Source organism: Maribacter aquimaris (genome assembly GCF_014596745.1).
Lineage (GTDB): Bacteria > Bacteroidota > Bacteroidia > Flavobacteriales > Flavobacteriaceae > Maribacter_A > Maribacter_A aquimaris.
In genome coordinates this window covers 14,394-37,001 of record NZ_JABTCF010000018.1, presented here as the reverse complement: position 1 = coordinate 37,001, position 22,608 = coordinate 14,394, and the positions used below count along the sequence as shown (strand labels likewise).

General features: G+C 38.6%; 19 protein-coding genes. 15 read left to right on the top strand and 4 right to left on the bottom strand.

Going from position 1 to position 22,608, the window contains the following annotated elements; all coding sequences use genetic code 11:
- Positions 1-95 precede the first annotated feature (95 nt).
- Positions 96-1,247: a FecR family protein gene (locus HPE56_RS19715; protein ID WP_188245464.1), complete on the bottom strand. Its 1,152-nt coding sequence runs from the start codon at positions 1,245-1,247 to the stop codon at positions 96-98.
- A 100-nt stretch (positions 1,248-1,347) separates the two neighbouring features.
- Here HPE56_RS19715 and HPE56_RS19710 point away from each other — a divergent pair, with 100 nt between their 5' ends.
- Entirely contained in the window at positions 1,348-1,959 is a 612-nt protein-coding gene (locus HPE56_RS19710) for an RNA polymerase sigma factor (protein WP_188245463.1), read from the top strand.
- Positions 1,960-2,509: 550 nt separating this feature from the next.
- Here HPE56_RS19710 and HPE56_RS19705 read toward each other — a convergent pair.
- The gene (locus HPE56_RS19705; protein WP_188245462.1) at positions 2,510-4,306 is read right to left on the bottom strand and encodes a hypothetical protein; all 1,797 of its coding nucleotides are present in this window, start codon (positions 4,304-4,306) and stop codon (positions 2,510-2,512) included.
- Positions 4,307-4,838: 532 nt separating this feature from the next.
- Here HPE56_RS19705 and HPE56_RS19700 point away from each other — a divergent pair.
- Together HPE56_RS19700 and HPE56_RS19695 are read left to right on the top strand one after the other, a co-directional pair.
- Positions 4,839-5,306 carry a (2Fe-2S)-binding protein gene (locus HPE56_RS19700; protein WP_188245461.1) on the top strand — a complete coding sequence of 156 codons (468 nt, stop codon included), beginning with the start codon at positions 4,839-4,841 and terminating at the stop codon, positions 5,304-5,306.
- A 30-nt stretch (positions 5,307-5,336) separates the two neighbouring features.
- Positions 5,337-7,535 (top strand): xanthine dehydrogenase family protein molybdopterin-binding subunit, encoded by a 2,199-nt coding sequence (locus tag HPE56_RS19695; RefSeq protein ID WP_188245460.1) that lies wholly within the window; start codon positions 5,337-5,339, stop codon positions 7,533-7,535.
- A 112-nt stretch (positions 7,536-7,647) separates the two neighbouring features.
- Here HPE56_RS19695 and msrA read toward each other — a convergent pair whose 3' ends face one another.
- Entirely contained in the window at positions 7,648-8,145 is a 498-nt protein-coding gene (gene msrA / locus HPE56_RS19690; protein WP_188245459.1) for a peptide-methionine (S)-S-oxide reductase MsrA, read from the bottom strand.
- 168 nt (positions 8,146-8,313) lie between these two features.
- Positions 8,314-9,873, bottom strand: coding sequence for a protein adenylyltransferase SelO (locus tag HPE56_RS19685; protein WP_188245471.1), 1,560 nt, complete (start codon positions 9,871-9,873; stop codon positions 8,314-8,316).
- Positions 9,874-10,192: 319 nt separating this feature from the next.
- Between HPE56_RS19685 and HPE56_RS19680 the strand changes: the two genes are divergently transcribed.
- The 12 genes from HPE56_RS19680 to HPE56_RS19625 all read left to right on the top strand — a co-directional run bounded on the left by HPE56_RS19680 (position 10,193) and on the right by HPE56_RS19625 (position 22,468).
- A complete protein-coding gene (locus tag HPE56_RS19680; RefSeq protein WP_188245458.1) occupies positions 10,193-10,612 on the top strand; it encodes a hypothetical protein in 420 nt (139 codons plus the stop codon).
- Between the two features lie 309 nt (positions 10,613-10,921).
- Entirely contained in the window at positions 10,922-13,651 is a 2,730-nt protein-coding gene (gene ppdK / locus HPE56_RS19675) for a pyruvate, phosphate dikinase (protein WP_188245457.1), read from the top strand.
- 181 nt (positions 13,652-13,832) lie between these two features.
- Positions 13,833-14,570 carry a tyrosine-protein phosphatase gene (locus HPE56_RS19670; protein WP_188245456.1) on the top strand — a complete coding sequence of 246 codons (738 nt, stop codon included), beginning with the start codon at positions 13,833-13,835 and terminating at the stop codon, positions 14,568-14,570.
- A 763-nt stretch (positions 14,571-15,333) separates the two neighbouring features.
- Positions 15,334-16,401, top strand: coding sequence for a dTDP-glucose 4,6-dehydratase (gene rfbB / locus HPE56_RS19665; RefSeq protein WP_188245455.1), 1,068 nt, complete (start codon positions 15,334-15,336; stop codon positions 16,399-16,401).
- 3 nt (positions 16,402-16,404) lie between these two features.
- Positions 16,405-17,271: a glucose-1-phosphate thymidylyltransferase RfbA gene (gene rfbA, locus HPE56_RS19660; RefSeq protein ID WP_188245454.1), complete on the top strand. Its 867-nt coding sequence runs from the start codon at positions 16,405-16,407 to the stop codon at positions 17,269-17,271.
- On the top strand, positions 17,268-17,684 hold the full coding sequence (locus HPE56_RS19655; RefSeq protein WP_188245453.1) for a sugar 3,4-ketoisomerase: 417 nt from the start codon (positions 17,268-17,270) through the stop codon (positions 17,682-17,684). The genes rfbA and HPE56_RS19655 overlap by 4 nt, the downstream gene beginning before the upstream one ends.
- Complete coding sequence (locus tag HPE56_RS19650; RefSeq protein ID WP_188245452.1) at positions 17,671-18,081, top strand: sugar 3,4-ketoisomerase; 411 nt, start codon at positions 17,671-17,673, stop codon at positions 18,079-18,081. Before HPE56_RS19655 ends, HPE56_RS19650 begins: the two co-directional genes overlap by 14 nt.
- 113 nt (positions 18,082-18,194) lie before the next feature.
- On the top strand, positions 18,195-19,103 hold the full coding sequence (locus HPE56_RS19645) for a GNAT family N-acetyltransferase (protein WP_188245451.1): 909 nt from the start codon (positions 18,195-18,197) through the stop codon (positions 19,101-19,103).
- Positions 19,104-19,235: 132 nt separating this feature from the next.
- Positions 19,236-19,805, top strand: coding sequence for a GNAT family N-acetyltransferase (locus HPE56_RS19640; RefSeq protein WP_188245450.1), 570 nt, complete (start codon positions 19,236-19,238; stop codon positions 19,803-19,805).
- 251 nt (positions 19,806-20,056) lie between these two features.
- The gene (locus HPE56_RS19635; protein WP_317173234.1) at positions 20,057-21,781 is read left to right on the top strand and encodes an HAD-IIIC family phosphatase; all 1,725 of its coding nucleotides are present in this window, start codon (positions 20,057-20,059) and stop codon (positions 21,779-21,781) included.
- A 4-nt stretch (positions 21,782-21,785) separates the two neighbouring features.
- Entirely contained in the window at positions 21,786-22,025 is a 240-nt protein-coding gene (locus tag HPE56_RS19630) for an acyl carrier protein (RefSeq protein ID WP_188245449.1), read from the top strand.
- A 20-nt stretch (positions 22,026-22,045) separates the two neighbouring features.
- Complete coding sequence (locus HPE56_RS19625) at positions 22,046-22,468, top strand: VOC family protein (RefSeq protein WP_188245448.1); 423 nt, start codon at positions 22,046-22,048, stop codon at positions 22,466-22,468.
- Positions 22,469-22,608 lie beyond the last annotated feature (140 nt).

Below are 22,608 nucleotides of genomic sequence, written 5' to 3'. Positions count from 1 at the left end.
AAATCACATTATCTCTATTCGGGGGATGGTCGGACATTCCCCGTTTTATGTGATATAACAGTTTTAATATTGGTTTTTTATCATAGGCATTCGTTTTAGTTTATAGTTATTATTCCATTTTCACTTATAACATAGCTATAAGGGGTGTTTTTAGAGATATAGGTCATTACCTGCTCAATATTTTCAATTTCCACATTAAAAGTGGCCGTGAAAATTTCATCATTGAGTGTCTTATTATTATTTATAATGGTACAATTGTAACTCCTTTCCAATTTTTTGACAATATCCTTAAAAGCCACTTCCCTGAATATCAATTGCCCATCCATCCACGCCATGGTTGTTGCTATATCAGCCTCCTTAACCACCATCTCTTTTTCAACCTTATTCCAAATGGCTTCGTTTTCAGGCTTAAGAAGTACTGCAGAATTATTTTCCTCGTTATTGCCCAATAGCTGAACAGACCCTTCTACCAAGACAGTATGCATGGATGGGTCCTCTGGATAAGCCGATACGTTGAACCGGGTCCCCAATACCTTTACAGCGATATTTTCAGCATTCACTATAAAGGGGTCTGTACCTTTAGTTACATCAAAAAAAGCTTCACCCGAAAGAAAAACTGTCCGATTCATACCCGGAATAAACTTAACAGGGAACTTAATACTCGAACCTGAATTTAAAAACACCTTGGTTCCATCAAAAAGGGTTATTTGAAACTTTTTACCATAAGGAACCTTTAAAGTATTATACACCAACTCCAAAAGCTCTGTATCTTCATATTGGATGCCCTGCTTAATTTGTTTCCCGATAATTTCCCCTTTCTCCGAAACAATATCTTGAGTACCATCCTCCTTCAATTTGACAGATCTCCCATTCTCCAATTCCAATGTTATCATTTGATCATCCTGGGATGGGACAATAGCTGTCTGACCTGAATTTTCCTTTCGGAATAAAAAAACAACTCCCACTATGACAACCAATATTGCAGCATATTTAGTTATCTTAAAAACACGTTTTCGAATTTGCCTTTTTTTATCCTTTTGGATTTTTTTAAGCAAGTGCTTTTTTACTTCTTCCGTATTATAAGTGCTCAATTTGTAATCTATTGTATAATTAATTCTTGAATAATCTTTAAAAACCTCCCTGTTCTCAGGGTGCTCCAACCAAGAAATAAGCTCATCCAATTCATCGTTATTAATGGAATGATTGAGATATTTTACTATTAAACTATCACCTCTACTTGGCTTCACAAATACATTATTTATAATTAATACGAAGCTATTTTACAAATCCCCTATTATTTTAAAATAAAAATTCACATATTTGAATATAATTTTCTAAAAAGAAGAAATGACGTGGGATTTTAATATCAATTCCGTACTGATCGATCAACTGGGAAAAGGCAACAAAAAAGCTTATTCCTATTTAGTGGAAAACTACAACCATAGACTATGCGTTTATGCCAATAGCTTGGTAAATGACCCGGCAAAGGCACAGGATATTGTACAGAATGTTTTTGTTAAAACATGGGAAAGACGACATACCCTTAGAACCAATTTCTCAATAAAGGGGTTTATGTACCGAGCTGTCCATAATGAATTTATAGATCAATATAGGAGTACTAAATCGCTAATGGCCTTAGAGCAATTGTATATGGATACCCTTATACAATTTGAGATGCAACCCGAACAACAAAAGACGAAAGAACTCATGAAAAGGGTCACGCTGGCCATAGATGATCTACCCCCAAGATGTAAACAAATATTTGTTTTGAGTAAAAAGGAAGGATTGGACAATATTGAAATAGCCGAATACTTAGAAATATCCCGTAAAACCGTTGAAAATCAAATTACCAAGGCCTTCGCCCTTCTAAGGGAAAAGTTAGGAAAAAAATACGAAACCGTTTTCCTACTTATTTTTGGTGTTGATACGGGAAAAATCAATTATTCAAGGAGAAACTAAAGGAGAGGCTTCCAAACAAAAAACAAAAAGCATAAAAATGCTAATTTCCGTGTTACTTTCCGGGACTTATTGTACCCCATATGCTCCAAACGCCTATGAAATATAGATAAATAATTTCTGTATCGGGAAATAAATAAGAATTTCATTTTCAGGTTGTCGAGTGTTGTTATGCAATTAGGAATACCCGAATTAAATGCATTTTCAAAAACAATAGTGAATATCTATCATATAAAAAATCACCATCCTAAGCCCTATTACCTACCAGATCAACTACGCCAACATACCCATTATTATTCGAATGCCTACCCATTTAGCTACCCTAACCGCTAGACTACCCTCTTGATTTCTTTTTAAAACAAGTGATTTTAAAAAGAAGTACTTATCCATCATGCAATCGCTGAATACAAAAATGCATCATTATTAACTGTAGAAGCCTAAATTATAAATACCAATCTTGGCAAAATTCTGATTTCTGAGATCGTTCCAAAACACATTATACCTCACATCTTATTGGGTGGTTTCAAATTAGGTAAACACTTTCCATATTAAATCATGGATTGCTCTTTTTTACCCTGTAAGTTATTCGTTTGTTGGTAATTACGGTACCGACCTTAACGGCTAACAGTAAATTTTCCGAAACAATGGGGGTACTACAGGCAAATCCGTCGTTATAGAGTATTACCCTATACATATAGCCGTTCATCGAGAGCGAGGCTCCTTTGACCTGTAGGGAAGCCGTATCTGTCCCTATATACTCTGCAGAATCAACAAGGTCTGAAAAATCCACCCCACCATTGGTACTTATCTGCCATTGATAAGACGAAGTATTCCCGGATGTAACCGCAAACGTCCCAGTACTACCATCGAAAATTACCGTATCATGGGGTTGTACCGTAATATTGGGAGCAGAACCTGTTTCTCGAAAATCAGGAGTGCCATTGGCATCAAGATCATCTGGATCCGTGTAGCCACCTTGCCCTGTCACTAGCCCCGAGGAATCGATGGATAATATACCGCTGCCTAAAAACCCATCATCGTCAACATCTGTAAATCCTGCCTCAAGAACATCATTACATCCATCGGAATCGCTATCAAGGGAAAGAAAGTCCAGAATGTTATCGTTGTCCGAATCTTTCAGTTCATAATCGATCGTACCATTATTTTTTTGCGAAGCTACCTGAACATTGTCGGGCACCCCATCATTACTAACAGGCCCCGTAACCCTACCATCGACAAGATTCTGTCCATGACCAGCCTCTACGGCATCGAATATCCCGTCATTGTCACTGTCCAGGTCAATGCTATTCGGTATTCCATCACCATCGGTATCAAGGGCTGGACAACTGGTAACGAAACTTTCCTCGTTCACGGCAAAAAAGATAGGATCAGCGTTTGCCGAAATCTCAAGTCGAAAAATAACGGCCTTGTCCATTTCTGCAGGGGTAAGTCCAAATTCAGAAAGTTCAACCGCTGCGAAACGTATCGCTTTACGCTGATTTCTGCCGCTTACCGAATCATCCGCATTGTATTGGTCTACCATGGAGTATCCCACTACGGGTACATTGTTCCAGTTCACTTCAACCCCGTTTCCTAAATAATTGCCGTCCTCATCCAGTAGGTGCACCCTATTATAATTCGAACCTCCTCCCAATTGCGCTCCCTGTGTCAATAAGATATCCATTATCCCGTCCCCGTAGGCGGCTAAGTTGCTGCCTCCCAAACGGAAATACCAAGAGTTACCAATATTGGCAATGGCATAAGCCATATCAAGGCCACGTTGCCCGGCATAGAGATAAGGATTGAATGGCAACCCACCCGAAGTCAGCAAAGGTCCAACAGCGCTACTCGTATTCCCATCGATTGACCTTGCCTCCAATCGTATTCCTGATTTGATCTTGGTAACCGGCTTAAGAGCTGTCCAAAGGGTTTCCTCCACGGTTAGATCCCCTATACCATCGCCATTGGTATCCATTAAATCCAAATAGCCGTTGGCATCACTATCAAACATGGCACCATCAGTGACCCCAGTCGCATAAGTTTTGGTGCCTACCTTGAATGCCAATAACGTAGAGAAGTCATCAATGGCTTGCGTATTGATAGCCCCTGTGGAGGAAGACCAAAAGCTGTTATAATCCGAATATAAGGAAGTTACATGATTTGATGAAAGCAAGGTTGCAGAAGGGGAACCATACGGTGTAGAGGTCTCGCAACGGCTCTCAAAAATATCGGGAATACCATCATTGTCATCGTCGTCGTCAATATCGTCGGTAAGTCCATCATTATCCGAATCCAAAAGTGGCTGAAAATCAAAAGAGCTTTTGCCGTGGTTACCTTCAATTTTTTTCATTAGTCCATCCTTTGAGGTGCCCGATCCATTTATGGAAAAAGCAAAAGAAAGGAAAATGATGAAAACAGATTTTTGAATATATGTTAACCTTGGTTTTCGACTGTTTTCTTGATGATACATCTACAATGGACATTAGTAATTTGACAAGCCAAACTTAAACTGTTATTTGGCACTGGTAAAAATAATGTTGTCAAAAACATGAAAGTCGTGGTAATGTATAACAATTGTATCATCGTTTTACTTTGAACATATATGGCAGGGTGTACTTGATCGGGGTTTTCATCATTTTATAAAATTATAGGTATACAGGAAATCCCTCTTTCCAACATAATCACTATCCATATATATTTACTTGCTCATACTAAAAAAACAATCTAATTGTAATACGCCAACAAGCGGTACAATGCACCAAGGAATCATAAGAATGTTGGAAAACATTTAACATTTTTTAAGCACCCCGCTATTACCTATTCCGATTTTTGTAGTGGAATATTTTGTAACTTCCACAAAATCATTCAATAACAAATTAGGTATGGCAAGTTTTAATCTGAATATCAACGGAAAGACACAGCAAGTGGAGGTTGATCCCGCTACCCCTATTTTATGGGTATTGCGCGACCATCTCGATTTGTTGGGTACCAAATATGGTTGTGGTATTGCACAATGCGGTTCCTGCACCATACATGTAGGGGGAATGGCGGTACGATCCTGCCAATTACCGGTTTCTGCCGTAGGCAACCAAGAGATCACAACCATTGAAGGCTTATCGGAAAACGGGGACCACCCTGTTCAGCAAGCATGGTTGGAGCACGATGTATACCAATGTGGCTATTGCCAGGCTGGTCAGATCATGTCGGCCTCTGCCCTATTGAAGAGCAATCCAAATCCTACCGACGAGGAAATCGAAGGTTCCATGAATGGCAACATATGTCGTTGTGGTACGTACACACGAATAAAGAAAGCCATCAAAACAGCGGCAGCCAACACGGAAAACGCTTAAAATCACCTTCAACCACCTAAAACTATAGAAATGACACGTATAAAGACCTCTTATAATCGACGATCTTTTATGAAGGTATCTGCCGCAGCCAGTGGAGGAATGCTTATAGGATTTAGCTGGCTCAACGGTTGTGTACCTGCTGCATCAAACAAAAAAGCAGGATTGGCCGTGCCCAAGGAATGGTTTGATATAAACGGCTATATAAAAATCGGGGATACGGGGTTAGTAACCATCTATTCCCCCAATCCTGAAATAGGTCAAAACGTAAAGACCTCCATGCCGATGATCGTAGCCGAAGAATTGGATGTGCCTTGGGAAAATGTTATTGTGGAGCAAGCGCCCTTGAATACCGGTTTTTACCAAAACCAATTTGCGGGCGGTAGCCTTTCCATACGATTGAGTTGGAACGCATTGCGAATGGCCGGAGCTACAGGTAGGAGAATGTTGATGGAAGCGGCCGCCAAGGAATGGGGCCTAACGGTGGCAGACCTAACGGCGAAGGACGGACAAATCAGTGAAACAAATGGGGAACGTACCGTTTCCTATGGGGAAATAGCCTCAAAAGCCGTGGGTATTGAAATACCCGAAGAAGTTGAACTCAAGGAAATAAAGGATTTCAAACTGATAGGAACAAGTATTAAAAATGTTGATGGTAAAAAGATCATTACCGGGGAACCCTTATTTGGACTCGATTTTAAGAGGGAAGGAATGAAAATCGCCATGATCCAACATCCTCCAGCATTCGGTATGACGGTAAAGGATTTTAATGCGGAAGAAATAAAAAAGATGCCTGGGGTGACCGATGCCTTTATCATAGACACGACCCTTGAAGAAGTGGGAATGTTCGATGAAAAAGGTTTCCTACAACTCATTGCCATTGTAGGTGAATCCACTTGGCCATTGATTCAGGCCAAAAAGGCCATCAAAGCCAACTGGGAAACCATTGGTGAATTAGAAGATTCCAGTTTGCATGTAGAGCGTTTGGAAAAAGCCCTTGTATCGGGCAAGGTTCAGGAAAGTAGAGTAGATGGGAATCCAGATGCCGCCTTCAAAAAGGCCGTAAAAGTGATCGAGAGAACATACAGCGCCCCGTTTATTGCCCACAATACCATGGAACCCATGAATTTCTTTGCCAACGTCACGGAAAATGCGGCCGAATTAATAGGTCCGACCCAAACCCCGGAGGCACTAGAGGGCTCTGTCGCTAAATTACTCAACATGCCCATTGAAAATATTACGGTGAACATGACCCGAATCGGTGGAGGTTTTGGAAGAAGGCTTTATGTCAATTTCGGGGTCGAAGCGGCTGCTATCTCCAAAAAGATAGGGGCTCCCGTAAAACTAATATATACGAGGGAGGATGATATGTCGCAAGGTACCTACCGACCCACGTACCGGGCAAGGTATAAGGCTGGTCTGGACGAAAACAATAACTTGATCGCCTTTTCGGTAAAGGGGGCTGGGTTACCTGATGGACCTATTTTCCCAAAACGTTTTCCAGCAGGGGCCGTTGAAAATTATAGGGCCGAAAAAATAGGTGGAAAAACCAATGTCACCACCGGGGCATGGAGGGCTCCCAGATCCAACTTTACCGCTGGAGCCGAACAATCCTTCCTCGATGAAGTAGCCGAACTGGCGGGTAAGGATCCTATAGATTTCCGTTTGGAATTGTTTGAGCGGGCCATGAACAATCCCGTAGGGGAAGAACATGATTATGAGGCCGAACGATATGCGGGCGTGTTGAAAATGGTAAAGGAAAAGTCAAATTGGGGTGAAAAAATACCAGGAGTGCATCGCGGTGTTGCTGCTTATTTTTGCCACTCTACCTATGTGGCCGAAGTGTTTGACATGGTCATGCAAAACGGACAACCTAAAATCAAAAAAGTATGGTGTGCCGTTGATTGTGGTATCGTTGTAAACAGGGATGCCGCCAAAAATATGGTTGAAGGTGGTGTCATTGACGGCATCGGTCATTCGATGTATAGTAAATTGACCTTTGCCAATGGGGCGGTCAGTGAAATGAATTTTGACAGGTACCAATTGATACGACATTCCCAAGTACCCGAGGAAATTGAAGTTTTCTTCGTTGAGAACGAAATAGCACCCACCGGATTGGGCGAACCGGGTCTGCCCCCAGCTATCGGAGCATTGGCCAATGCGATGTACAAGGCGACAGGACAGCGGTATTATCACCAACCGTTTGCAACCGAACGACAGATACTAGGTTGATAAAACATCCCTATTGAAGAATATTGGAATACAAAAAGGAGGGTAGTACACTACCCTCCTTTCATTTTTAAAAAACTATTCCTCTTTCTTTTTGGTTCTCTTGGAATACATCCTATTTCAAAAAACTTTCCGCAAACCGCTCGAAATGACAAGTATACCCATTAGGGTTTCGAACCAAATAATCTTGATGCTCGGGTTCTGCTGGCCAAAAAACCGTGAAGGGCTCTAATGTAGTCACTACTTTCCCTTCCCATTTTTGTGAAGCATCGACGATGCCTATCACTTCCTTGGCTTCTTCTTTTTCTTCTTCATTTTGAAAAAAGATGGCCGAACGATAACTGGATCCCAAATCATTTCCCTGCCTATCGACCGTAGTTGGGTTGTGAACCCTAAAAAAATAATCCAAAAGCTCTTTGAATGAGGTAATGGAAGGATCGTAGGTGATTTCAATACCCTCGGCATGACCTGGATGGTTTTTATAGGTAGGATGTTCGTTCTCCCCTCCAATATATCCTACTTCGGTGTCCATTACCCCTGGGCGTGTTCTAAAGAGGTCTTCCATTCCCCAAAAACATCCACCCGCTATATATGCTTTTTTATAGTTGTTCATCAGTATTGAATTAAAAGTTGTGCAATATCATTATTTGAAAAGCATTAGTCAATTTTAACCCCTAAAAATTACAGTTTTGAATAATTTATTGTTGGAATTTTTCACCAATGCATCAGTGACCGCTTCGATAAAGGAATCCATTCGTTGGTCTTCTTATCAAGAATCGCATCAGGAACTACAGGATAACATAGAGCACCCCACCTTGTTCCTAGCCCATTCAGGTCTTTTGGCAAACCATTTCTGCATGTTCAATTGCTCCTCATAGGGTTGCTTCAACAGGTTGAACAATTCATCCAAGAGGGAATAATCCCCTTTATCCGCTGCATCAATCGCCATTTGTGCCATATAATTCCGAAGTACGTATTTGGGATTTACAGCATTCATTCCCCCAAGGCGTTCAGCATCGTCTTTCTGCTCTATTTTTAAACGTTCCCTATAAGTTAGAAACCAACCGTTCCATTCCAATTCGACTTCCCCCTTTATTTCATCCGGATTATAAAAAGCCTCCTTTACCAATTCCAAACCAGCAGTGGAACCGTCTTTTTTAAAATCGGCAAGCAATCTAAAGAAGATGGTCATATCGGTTTCCGAACGTTGCAACACGGCCTCCAATTTATCCACCAAATCCTGATCGTGGGTATCTGTTTCATATAATCCCAACTTCGACCTCATCATGGTCAAATACGTTATTTTCAGCTTATCTTGATATTCACCAAGAATGGCCTGTAAGGGCTCTACTTCTTCAATCAGTGGATATAAGGCATTTGCAAGCTTCAATAAGTTCCAAAGGACAACCTGTGGCTGTGTACCATATCTATAACGCTTATGGGCCTTATCGGTCGTATTGGGTGTCCATCCATGGTCATACCCCTCCAGCCATCCATAAGGGCCATAATCAATGGTCAAACCTAGAATGGACATGTTATCGGTATTCATAACACCATGTACAAAACCAACCCGTTGCCAGTGTATAACCATTTCCAAACTTTTCATGGCAATTTCCCTGAAAAACGCAATGTATACTTCCTTCGAGGGTTCCCCTAAATAGGAATAATGGTATTTTATGGTGAAATCAGCTAATTCACGCAATGTTTCCACATCATCCTGGGCCGCCAATATCTCAAAATTCCCAAAGCGTATAAAGGATGGTGCCACACGACATACGATGGCTCCTTTTTCATAGGCAGGATTACCATCATACATGACATCCCGTAAAACCTGATCCCCGCTTAAAACAATTGATAATGAACGGGTTGTAGGAACACCAAGATAATACATGGCCTCAGCACATAAATATTCCCTAATGGAAGATCTTAAAACAGCCAAACCATCTGCAGTTCTTGAATACGGGGTCTCCCCTGCCCCTTTAAGCTGTAGCGCCCAAGTTTTATCGTTATGTGCTACCTCAGCAAGGTTGATGGCACGACCATCGCCCAACTGTCCGGCCCAATTTCCAAACTGATGGCCACCATAACACATGGCATAAGGTTGGGTTCCTTCCAGAACCTTGGAACCTGAAAACACCCCTAAAAAATCTTTTGATGTGATGGGTTCCGTAATTCCCAAAGCCCCGACCATTTCTGGGGAAACATGCACCAAGGAAGGGTTCGATGGTTTCTTGGGTGTTACATAGGAAAAACACGCTCCGCCCACCTGTCGCCTTGAATTCCCCACAATGGGGTCGGCAGGCAATTCCTTGTTGAATCTATCGGTAATATTGAGTTTCAGCGCCAAAAGCAATTGTTTAAGTTAGGTTATAAAGTTACAACCTTCCTTTTACATCAAAAGGTTGTAGCCAAGTTTAGGGTTTTAGGATTGTTTGGTTGATAACCAAAGCCCTTATCCTAGGTGTACCAATGATAATATAAGAAAAGTAATCATGTATGGGGAATTAACAAGGGTAAATCCCATTACCCTTGTTAATCGTTAATATTAAGTTAATAATTGATTGTTTCGAACCATTTAATCGACCAGTACATTGGGGAGTCAATATTATTCTTAATTTTAGCGTACTTCCCTCTTAACATCCCCCTTTATACAATAACTCATGGAACAAGTAAGAAACCTTGAATTGGGAAAAAGTCAACAAAAAGGCTATCAAGATCGGGATGACGCATTCAAAAGCCATAAGACTACAGGGCTTTCCGATTTCAATTTAGAATTTAAAATAACCACGGATACTATGGTGGCTAAAGTCTCATTTATGGCCAACAAATCCACAAAAATGATATGGGTTTTTTGGGGAGACCTCGAATCGGACAAAATATCGGTTTATCCTGGTCTGAATTTAACCCATTCGCCAGAATATGGATTACTGGATTCCGTACCCAATAGAACCTACGAATTATTGCACGTCTATGACGATCCGAAAAATCCCGATGAATTCAAAAAGAGTATCACGGTAAGAATCCAAGAACATTCCGGTCGTATCAGCCAATTCTCAAAAACAATAGCGTTCATCCCTTAAAGATAAAGTACAATCCATCGGGAAAGCATCTTATTTTTAAAAGTGACATAAAGAAAACAAGGATACCTTATGTAAGAAATCGTGCATGGAATCCTTTCTACTAAAACACTTCCCTTTTTCCATGAAGAAAGTTGGAAATTCTATTTTGATACAACGATTTTATTAAAGAAAACATCGGGATTAGAATGCCTTTTCGAGAAATAGAACAATTTTGTAACCTAAGTTACACAGGGCCTTATTCATGATATTTGTCATGTAATAAGGCTATTTAAATCTCTATTTTAGTTGGATACTAATAGAAACATCACTATGGAGACTTTAACAGAAATCAAAAAAAGAGTATATCTATTTGGAGATAAAAAAGCTGACGGAAACAGTAAATTGAAAAACCTCTTGGGTGGAAAAGGCGCCAATTTGGCCGAAATGAGTGCCATTGGAATTCCAGTACCACCAGGGTTTACGATAACTACTGAAGTTTGTACGGAATATAATATTCTGGGAAAAGATAGCGTCATTGAGGCATTGAAAGAAAATGTGCAAGAGGCTATAGCCTCCATTGAAAAAACAATGGGTACAAAATTCGGTGATTCCGAAAACCCACTCCTTATATCCGTACGATCTGGCGCTAGGGTTTCTATGCCTGGTATGATGGACACCGTATTGAACTTAGGACTCAATGATGAGGCTGTTATGGGATTGGTCAATAAAACCAATAATGCCAGATTCGCTTGGGACTCCTATCGAAGGTTCATTCAAATGTATGGTGGTGTGGTTTTAGGAATGAAACCAAAGACCAAAGAAGATTTAGATCCTTTTGAGGAGATCATGGAACACCTTAAGGATAAAAGAAATATTGTATTGGATACCGAATTCACCGTACAGGATTTACGAGATCTGGTATATGACTTTAAAGATGCTGTTAAAAAACAAACAGGGCATGATTTCCCTACCGATCCATGGGACCAATTATGGGGTGCTGTAATGGCCGTTTTTGATAGTTGGAATGGTGATAGGGCCATTTACTATCGTAAAATGCACGGTTATCCCAGTGATTGGGGTACTGCTGTGAACGTACAAGCCATGGTTTTCGGTAATATGGGTGATAATTCAGGTACTGGGGTATGCTTTACTAGGGATGCCGCTACTGGCGAAAATATTTTCAATGGTGAGTATCTTATAGATGCACAAGGTGAAGACGTTGTAGCCGGAGTAAGAACCCCTCAACAGATTACTAAATTGGGATCACAACGCTGGGCGGAATTAGCGAAAATAGAAGAAACAGATAGGGCCGAAAATTATCCTTCCTTAGAAGAATTAATGCCCACCATATACGCAGAATTAAACGAGTACCAACACAAGCTCGAAAAGCACTATTGCGATATGCAGGATATGGAGTTCACCATACAAGACGGCAAGCTATGGATCTTGCAGACACGAAATGGCAAGCGTACTGGAGCGGCCATGGTAAAAATCGTCATAGAACTATTAAAAGAAGGCGCTATAGATGAAAAAGAAGCTCTTCTTCGTATAGAACCCAATAAATTGGAAGAATTATTACACCCGGTCTTTGATACCAACGCACTAAAAAGAGCTCATGTAATCGCCCAAGGTTTACCCGCTTCCCCAGGGGCTGCAACAGGTCAGCTCGTTTTCTTTGCGGATGAAGCGAATAAGTTCAAGAATACGATTTTAACCCGTATCGAAACTTCCCCAGAAGATTTGGAAGGCATGAATATTGCCAAGGGTATCTTGACCGCTAGAGGTGGTATGACCTCCCATGCGGCCGTTGTTGCGCGTGGTATGGGTAAATGCTGTGTATCCGGCGCAGGAGCCTTGAAAATCGATTATAAGAATAGGGTCCTTAGGGTTGATGGCAAGGAATACCACGAAGGGGATTGGATTTCCTTAAATGGATCAACCGGTAATATTATCGAAGGTAAAGTTGCCACTATGGAACCTGAATTGAGTGGTGAATTTGGTGAAATCATGGAGCTTACGAATAAATATAGCACTATGCAGGTTCGTACAAATGCGGATACCCCAAAAGATGCTAGGATAGCTCGTAATTTTGGCGCACAAGGTATAGGACTCACAAGAACGGAACATATGTTTTTCCAAGTCGACCGTATCAAGGCCATGCGCGAAATGATCTTGGCAGATACCGTAAAAGGAAGAAAACATGCCTTAGAAGAATTACTACCTATGCAACGGGATGACTTTGAGGGTATTTTTGAAGCCATGCAAGGCTTACCGGTAACAGTACGTTTATTAGATCCTCCCTTACATGAATTTGTGCCCCACCAAATGGCAACCCAAAAAGAGTTGGCTGATGAGATGCACATATCGCTATCGGCTGTTAAAAACAAAGTTGCTGAACTTGAAGAGTTCAACCCTATGTTAGGCCATAGAGGTTGTCGATTAGGAAACACCTATCCAGAAATTACAGAAATGCAAACTAGGGCTATTATCGAAGCTGCATTGAATTTAAAGGAAAGAGGAATTGAAACCAAACCTGAAATAATGGTTCCCTTGATAGGTACGGTTAATGAATTTATTGAACAAGAGAAGATAATTAGAAGTACCGCCAATAAAATTTTTGAAGAACGAAACGATAGTATCGATTACTTGGTAGGCACTATGATAGAAATTCCACGAGCTGCCTTGATGGCTGATAAGATTGCGAAACATGCCGATTTCTTTTCTTTCGGCACCAATGATTTAACGCAAATGACATTTGGCTATTCTAGGGATGATTCGGGGAAATTCCTGAATGTTTATCTTGAAAAAGGAATATTGACCGAAGATCCTTTTGAAGTATTGGACCAAGAGGGTGTCGGACAATTGGTGATCATGGGAACCGAACGTGGCAGATCCACCAAACCCAATCTTAAGGTTGGTATTTGTGGTGAACATGGCGGGGAACCCAGTTCTGTTGAATTCTGTAATAAGACAGGCATGAACTATGTTAGCTGTTCCCCTTTCAGGGTGCCTATCGCCCGTTTGGCAGCTGCCCAAGCCGCTATTAAGGCCATGGCGTAGTTTTCTATACAAATGGATTAAAAATGGCTTTGCAACACCGCAAAGCCATTTTTTTGTCACACCAATGATGAAAAAGAAAGGTTTACCGTACAACGATTTTAGTAGAATCAGAAGTAGTATCTTTGCCAAATCATAAAAGATATAAACACCTTAAGTTATATCATTTTAATTGATTTGAACCATGTTTGACTTTTTTAAAAAGAAACAATTTCTTGTAGATTCATTAGAAGGGTTTATAGACATACACAACCATATCTTACCGGGTATCGATGACGGGTCCAAAAACGTATCGGAATCCATTGACCTAATCAAGGGCTTTGCCGATTTCGGGGTAACCGACTTCATTGCCACACCACATATCATGCACAATTATTATGCGAACACCCCTGAGACCATAAAAAATGCATTAATGGCCCTAAAAGATGGATTGTTGGAGCAAAAAATGAAGGAAGTTTCCATACAGGCGGCCGCGGAGCATATGATCGACGATAATTTTGAACCCATTTTGGAAAGTGGGGAAATCATGCCCCTTGGCGGCAATTACCTATTGGTGGAAATGTCCTATTTACAGGCCTCGATCAACTTTGGGCAGGCCTTGGAAAAAATACGGCAAAAAGGGTACTTTGCCATCTTGGCACATCCGGAAAGATATCTCTATTTACATTCGCAACTGTCCCAACATAAAATATACAAACAACAGGGGGTACTTTATCAATTGAATTTACTGTCCCTCAGTAAATACTATGGGAAGGAAGTCCAGCAAATGGCCCTAAAACTATTGAACAAGGGATTAATAGACTTTGCGGCGACCGATGTGCACAACATACGGCAATTGAATAGTCTTAAGGAAGTACAGGTAGATACCAAAACATTGGATCTTTTAAAACCCATACTCCATAAAACAGTCAATTCGTTTTAAGGTGAATTGTCGACAATTCCTTCATTTCCATATTGCTTATGCAAAATAATGACGAGGCTTTTCTCCATAATCCAAAAAGGCATCCATATCCCGATTGTCAATAAAATATTCCGCTTTTTACAAAGGATGAAAATTAGATCAATTGGGTTTAATGAATTACACCGATAAGCTAAAACTTTGATAATCATAACTTTTATCATTAATACGATAGCAAAGCACAAATCCTTTTTAACCAAAGCATCTATACTTAATCTATACCGACCAATATCAATTCATTTTTATAATTTTCAATAGGGTTATTTTTTTTGCAAATAACTTCTGACATTTAATAAAGATATTTCTAAATTTATTTAAAATGTGTCGATTATATACTTTTTAAGTATTTAATCGAGAATTAGGGAGTTATTCATTTAAAGAGCAATACCTTCGAATAGGATAACATAAAAGCTTATACATTTATACTGTTTATCCATTAAATTAATACGGGAAAATAAATTGAACCAATAGCAAATTATGCCCTACTTGTTAGATTTATTTTCAAAAATTTGTTTTAACGGGTGGCCTTCTGTTTTAGACAGAATACCACTCTTGTTTTTTATGGCCTATAAACCTGTCCTTCCTGAATTTAGTCGTGGTTTATGTATTAATCGAGCGATATATCACCGAAATACAGCATCAAAAGGAAATTGACAAAATAAAATAGGGATAAGTGAGTTTCAATAAAACCAAGGGCATGTACAATGCAAACAAAATTGTTTAAGATATGACAGAACATAGTAAAACGACCAAGAATATATTAATCACAGGCGGTGCTGGATTCATTGGGTCCCATGTCGTTAGACGATTCGTTACAAAATATCCCGAATACCGGATTTACAATCTGGACGCGTTGACGTATGCCGGGAATTTGGAAAACCTAAAGGATATAGAGGATAAGGAAAATTACACCTTTATCCAAGGTAGTATTACCGATGAAAAATTCGTAAATGATATTTTCAAGGAATTCCGTTTTGAAGGGGTAATTCATTTGGCGGCAGAGTCACATGTCGACCGATCGATAAGTGACCCTTTGGCATTCGCCAAAACCAATATTTTAGGTACCATGATCCTTTTGAATGCATTTAAGGAATTATGGGGTAAATACTGGGAGGGAAAACGCTTTTACCATATTAGTACCGATGAAGTATATGGCACCTTGGGAAAAACCGGATTATTTGAAGAAACAACCTCCTATGACCCCAATTCCCCCTATTCTGCATCGAAAGCAAGTTCAGATCATTTCGTAAGGGCCTATGGGGAAACATACGACCTTCCTTATGTGATCACCAATTGCTCCAACAATTATGGGGCAAACCAATTTCCAGAAAAATTAATACCCTTGTTCATACATAATATAATCCATCACAAACCACTACCTGTTTACGGGGATGGAAATTACACAAGGGACTGGCTGTATGTGATCGATCATGCTATAGCCATCGACCTGGTATTTCACAAGGGAAAAGGCAAAGAGACCTATAATATTGGTGGTTTCAATGAGTGGAAGAATATTGATTTGGTAAAATTACTTTGCCAACATATGGACGAAAAGCTAGGAAGGGAAATAGGCAGTAGCGAGCAACTCATCACTTATGTAAAAGACCGGCCCGGACATGATTTACGTTATGCCATCGATGCCAGTAAGATCAACAAAGAGTTGGATTGGAGCCCTACGGTAACCTTTGAGGAAGGCCTATCCAAAACCATAGATTGGTATTTGAACAACGAAGAGTGGCTCAATAATGTAACGAGTGGGGCCTACCAAAAATATTATACAAAACAATATCAATAAAACATGAAAGGAATAATTTTAGCAGGAGGTTCAGGAACCAGACTTTTCCCCATTACCATATCAATTAGCAAGCAATTGTTGCCTGTATATGACAAACCCATGATTTATTATCCGTTATCGGTTTTAATGATAGCCGGAATTCGGGAAATACTAATAATTACCACGCCTCACGACCAAGAGGCATTTAAGAACCTTTTGGGGGATGGCTCCCAAGTAGGATGTAAATTCGAATATGCTGTACAACCAGAACCTAACGGATTGGCTGAGGCTTTTATAATAGGAGAAAAATTTATAGGTGACGATAGGGTTGCCCTTGTTTTAGGCGATAATATTTTTTATGGTCATGGATTAGGTAGATTATTAAGGAGTAAAACCAATATTGATGGTGCCTCTATTTTTGCTTATCCTGTGAATGACCCGGAAAGATACGGGGTTGTTGAATTTGATAAAGAACAAAAAGTCATTAGTATTGAAGAAAAACCACAGGAACCAAAGTCCACCTATGCGATTCCTGGATTGTATTTTTATGATAATAAAGTCGTGGAATATGCAAAGAAGGTAAAACCGTCGGCAAGGGGGGAAAAAGAAATCACCAGTCTTAATCAAATGTATCTGGACAATGGAGAGTTGGAAGTTGGTATCATGGAGAGAGGAATGGCTTGGTTAGACACAGGTACCGTAGATGCTATGGATGATGCCTCTGAATTTGTGAGGGTAATGGAAAAACGTACGGGCAATAAAATAGCATGTATTGAAGAAATCGCATACTTACATGGCTATATTGACAAGAAACAAGCCATAAAGATTGCTGAAAAATATGGAAAAAGCGGTTACGGAACTTATATCTTGAAAGCAATATCCGAAGCATGAAAAAGGCCCAAATTATTGAACTGCCAAAAATTCTTGATCCTAGGGGGAACTTAAGTTTTTTTGAAAGTAGCAATCAAATTCCATTCGACATTAAGCGAACCTATTGGATTTATGACGTTCCGGGAGGTGAAACAAGGGGCGGGCATGCCTTTAAAGAACAAAACGAATTTATTGTAGTTTTGTCAGGTAGTTTGGATGTTGCCGTATTTGATGGCGTGGAAGAGAAAAAATACTCATTGAACCGCTCATACTACGGGTTATACATTCCCAATGGATTATGGCGTCGTATGGAGAATTTTGCAACAAACACGTTAGCATTGGTCGTTTCAAGCACTTCCTTTGATGAAAATGATTATATACGGGACAAAGATGAATTTTTGAAACTAAAATTGAAAGAAAATGACGGTATTTGATTGTTCCCTTATTGAGCTACCTCGAATTCAAAATAGGTCTGGCAATATTACGCCCATCGAGAATAATATAGAGATTCCATTTGAAGCCAAACGAATTTTTTATTTGTACGATATTCCGGGTGGAGAAAGTAGAGGTGCCCACGCCCATAAACAGTGTCACCAATTTTTAATTGCCGCATCAGGCAGTTTTGAGGTACAAATGGATGATGGTAAAGTAAAAAAAACAGCGATGTTGAATCAACCCTATAGGGGCTTACATATTCCTCCGGGCATATGGGCTTCGGAAGTAAATTTTTCATCGGGCGCCATTTGTCTGGTATTGGCATCCCATACCTATGATGAAAATGATTATTTAAGGGATTATGATTCATTTTTAGAATATACGAAGCTTTTATAATGGAAGGGTTACCAACAATTACAGTTAGAAAATATCGAAAAGAGGACAAAGAGATTTGGGATGACTTCATCGATCATTCCAAAAATTCCACATTCTTATTTAAAAGGGATTTTATGGATTATCATAAAGATCGATATGAGGATTGTTCTTTAATTGTTTTTGAAAATAACTTACCAATAGCCGCGTTTCCTGCCCATAAAATTGATGAAAATACCATTGCCTCTCATTTTGGACTAAGTTATGGTGGCATAATACTCCGGAAAACGGAAGTTCTCCATAAAACCCTCCAAATCGTTTATAAAATTCTATTTGTTCTAAAATCGAGTAAAATAGAAAAGATTATTTATAAATCATTTCATAAATTTTACAATTCAATTGGTTCAGAAGAAATTACATATGCCAAATATTTAATCAAGGCTAAATTAACAGTACGGCAATTTTCCTCTGTAATCAATTTAAATGATAAATTGGAAATGAACAGAACCCGATTGAGATTGGCCAGAAGAGCCATGAAGATGGGAGTGGTTATTAAGGAGGTAGATACATTTGATGATTATTGGAACAATATATTGATGCCGAATCTAAATTGTAAATATAGTGCGAAACCCGCCCATACCGTAGAGGAAATCACCAAGTTACATAATTCATTCCCGAAAAACATTCATCAATTCAATGCCTATTTGAATGATACGATTGTAGCGGGAGCTACATTATTCGAGACAGCTAACGTTGTGCGGGTTCAATATAATTCCGCGAATGAAGAAGGAAGGCATTCAGGAGCTTCCGATTTATTATACCTTGAATTGATTGAAAGGTATTTTAAACACAAGAATTATTTTGATTTTGGAACTTCATTTGACGATAATGGTCTTAACCTTGGATTATTAAATTGGAAAGAAAGTTTTGGTGCCAGGGCTTTTTCGATCGACACCTTTGAAATAGAAACGAAAAACTATATCCTATTGGAAAAAAGCATTAATTGTGATGATCGGAAATTGATTCAGAATCATCATCACCATTAACTTAAACCCAATAATGATTTAATGGAATTTGATTGAAGTTGTTCATAAAATAAATGTTCCGATACCAACAAATCGATTGTATTGATTTGAAAAGAAAAATAAGAATTTAAGTTTATTAAAAAAAGAATACCAATGGTCAATAATAGAAAAAAAATAATAGATGATCTTTTGCCTGCGAACGCATATGGTTGCTATTTCCGTCTGGTAGAAATTGAAGATGCGGAATTCATACTTTCCCTGCGAAATAATGAAAAACTTTCCAAGCATATAAATCCAACAAGTACCGATATTGAAGAACAGATCAAATGGATCAAGGAATATAAAATTCGGGAAGCGAAAGGAGAGGACTTTTACGTCATATGCATAAAGGAGGACAAAAAGACCAAACTTGGATTAAATCGAATATACAATGTTTCAGAAGATACCTTTGAGTTCGGTAGTTGGTTATACAGTCCGGATGCAGGTTCAAATGTAGCCGTTCTAGGGGAATTGTTTACAAAAGCCTTGGCTTTTGAACACCTTGATTGCAAGATCTGTAAAATGTCAACCATGAAAAAAAACAAACGTGTTTTATGGTATTGCAAATCTTACAATCCTAAGTTCACAGGAGAGGATGAGCACAGTCATTACTTCGAGTCTGATTATGAAAATTTCAAGGCACATAGAACAAAATATTTGAAATTGTTTCAAATGGAAGAATGACACCGGTACTAAGACAACAATACAATGTAAATTTGGGGTCAATAACCATATCCAAAATTGTATCCAAAGATTGAAATTATTGATTTAAGCCCCCTGAGTACGTTTTAAAATAACAAGAATGGGGAAGCAGATCATTTGAATCTTTTATTGGTACCATCAATATATTCATGCTAAATGGACATATGGAAGACGATATTATAAAATAGATCGTTATATTAAAAAATAATCAAGATCCTTAGAAGAAAATTATAGTGAAAGATTTTTTACAACTTAAGAAAAACATCAAAAAAGATTTCTCCGGTTTTAAGACTATCAAATTGGCAGTTTTAGGGGATACGGCTACGCAGTTCCTTACACAGGCTATAAAAGGTCTTGGTTACGATTACGCCATGAACCTTGATATTTGGGAGGCTGATTTCAATCAAATTGAAAGACAGGTTTATGACCCGTCTTCCGAACTCTATGATTTTAAACCGGAATATGTAATCGTATTTCAATCCTCGCATAAACTATTGGGGAAATACAACAAATTAAAGCCAGAGGAATATGCTTTGTTGGCAACAAAAGAGATTTCTTCCATTGAAACCATTTGTAATACGATTACCAATAATCTTGATGCGAAAATCATTTACTTCAATTATACTGAAATCGATGATGCCGTTTTTGGTAACCATGCCAACAAAACAGCGTCTTCATTTTTGTATCAATTACGGAAGCTAAATTTCAATCTAATGGAATTGGCTTCAAAGAATCCAAATTTATACCTCTGTGATATTTCTTCCATCCAAAACCAAGTTGGAAAATCAAACATGTTTCAACCTGCGCTGTATATAAATACAGAAATGGTTTTAGGTATTGATATTTTACCCAAGGTTGCTTCAAAAACAATTGATTTGATAAGCACACTTAACGGTAAGTTCAAAAAGTGTGTAATTCTAGATTTGGACAATACGACCTGGGGGGGTATTATCGGTGACGATGGCCTCGAAAACATTCAAATTGGAAGCTTGGGCATAGGCAAGGCCTTTTCAGAATTTCAATATTGGATCAAGAAATTAAAAAACCGTGGAATTATTGTTGCCGTATGTAGCAAGAATACGGAGTCCGTTGCAAAGGAACCCTTTGAGAAACATCCGGATATGGTTTTACGGTTGGAGGATATTTCTGTTTTTATTGCCAATTGGGAAAATAAAGCGGATAATATTCGGCAAATCCAAAACATTCTGAACATAGGTTTTGATTCCATGGTGTTTTTGGATGACAACCCATTTGAACGGAATATTGTAAGGGAAAACATTCCAGAAATATGTGTTCCCGAAATGCCCGAAGATCCTGCCAACTATCTCGAATTCCTATATGGGTTGAATCTTTTTGAAACCGTTTCTTTCTCTAATGAGGATGCTGAACGTACCAAGCTTTATCAAATTGAGGCAGAGCGGGCGAAAATCGCTCAAAAGTTCACAAATGAAGATGACTTTTTGAAAAATTTGGAAATGGTTTCAACTGTTGAACCTTTTAATAAATTCAATACACCTAGAATAGCGCAACTCTCACAACGTTCCAATCAATTTAACCTTAGGACCGTTCGCTATTCAGAAGCGGATATTGAGCGAATTTCAAACTCCGGGGATTATGCTACTTTTTCATTTACTTTGGAAGATAAATTCGGTGACAATGGCCTAATTTGCGCTATTATTTTACATAAAGAAAATGAAAAAACATTATTTGTCGATACCTGGTTTATGAGTTGTAGGGTTCTCAAACGGGGGATGGAGAATTTTGTATTGAATACAATAGTCGATTTTGCAAAAGAGAATGGATTTACGACCATTAAAGGGGAATATATCCCTACTGCAAAAAACCCAATGATGAAAGACCATTATCATAACTTAGGATTTACTAAAGACCATTCTTATTTTACTCTGGAAGTAGACAAATATCAATTTAAAACCAATTATATTAAAGTTAAGCAATAGTTATATGACAAGAAATGAAATACTGGCAGGAATAAATGAAATATTCATCGATACGATGGATGATAAAGATATCGTACTTAAAGAAACCACCCAAGCAGCTGATATAGAAGAATGGGATTCGATTATACATATTTTATTGGTAGTGGCCATTGAAAAAAGATTTGATATCCATTTTGCTTCCAATGAAATCCAAAATTGGAAAGATATCAGTGAGATCATCGATTCCATAAGTAGTAAAATTTAATTATATCAACGGATAATTCTATGGGCAATCCAATTCAAAATAGTTCATTTGGTCTCGATTTTCATCATGTGGGTGTTCTTGTTACCGATATAGTATCCTCACTAGAACATTTTAGTGTTGTTTTTGGAAAAGAAAGTATTTCAGAAATTTATGAGGTAAGTACACAAAAGGTTAAAGTTTGTTTCGTTAAAAATGGAGAGAACAGTTTTTTAGAACTTGTTCAGCCCTTAGGGGATGATTCCGTTGTTTCCAAACTTTTAAAAAAAAGAATTACCTATTATCATGTTGCCTATAAAGTAATTGATATTCGTCATTCGATCCATCAATTAGAAGAGTTAAATTACAAATCGTTGGATGTTTTCAATTCAGAAGCATTTGAAGGCAAGCTATGTGCATTTTTGTTTACACCGGACGGTCATCTTATTGAATTGATAGAAAAATAATGATATGTAAATGTATTTGGTAAGTTTTGTTTGTTACCAATACAGTTTAAAGGTCTTATGAAATAGGATTGTTGATTAAATTATCCATTATAGAATAGGCCCTTAGTTAAATTACCGTTTATAACTAATTAAACCATTGT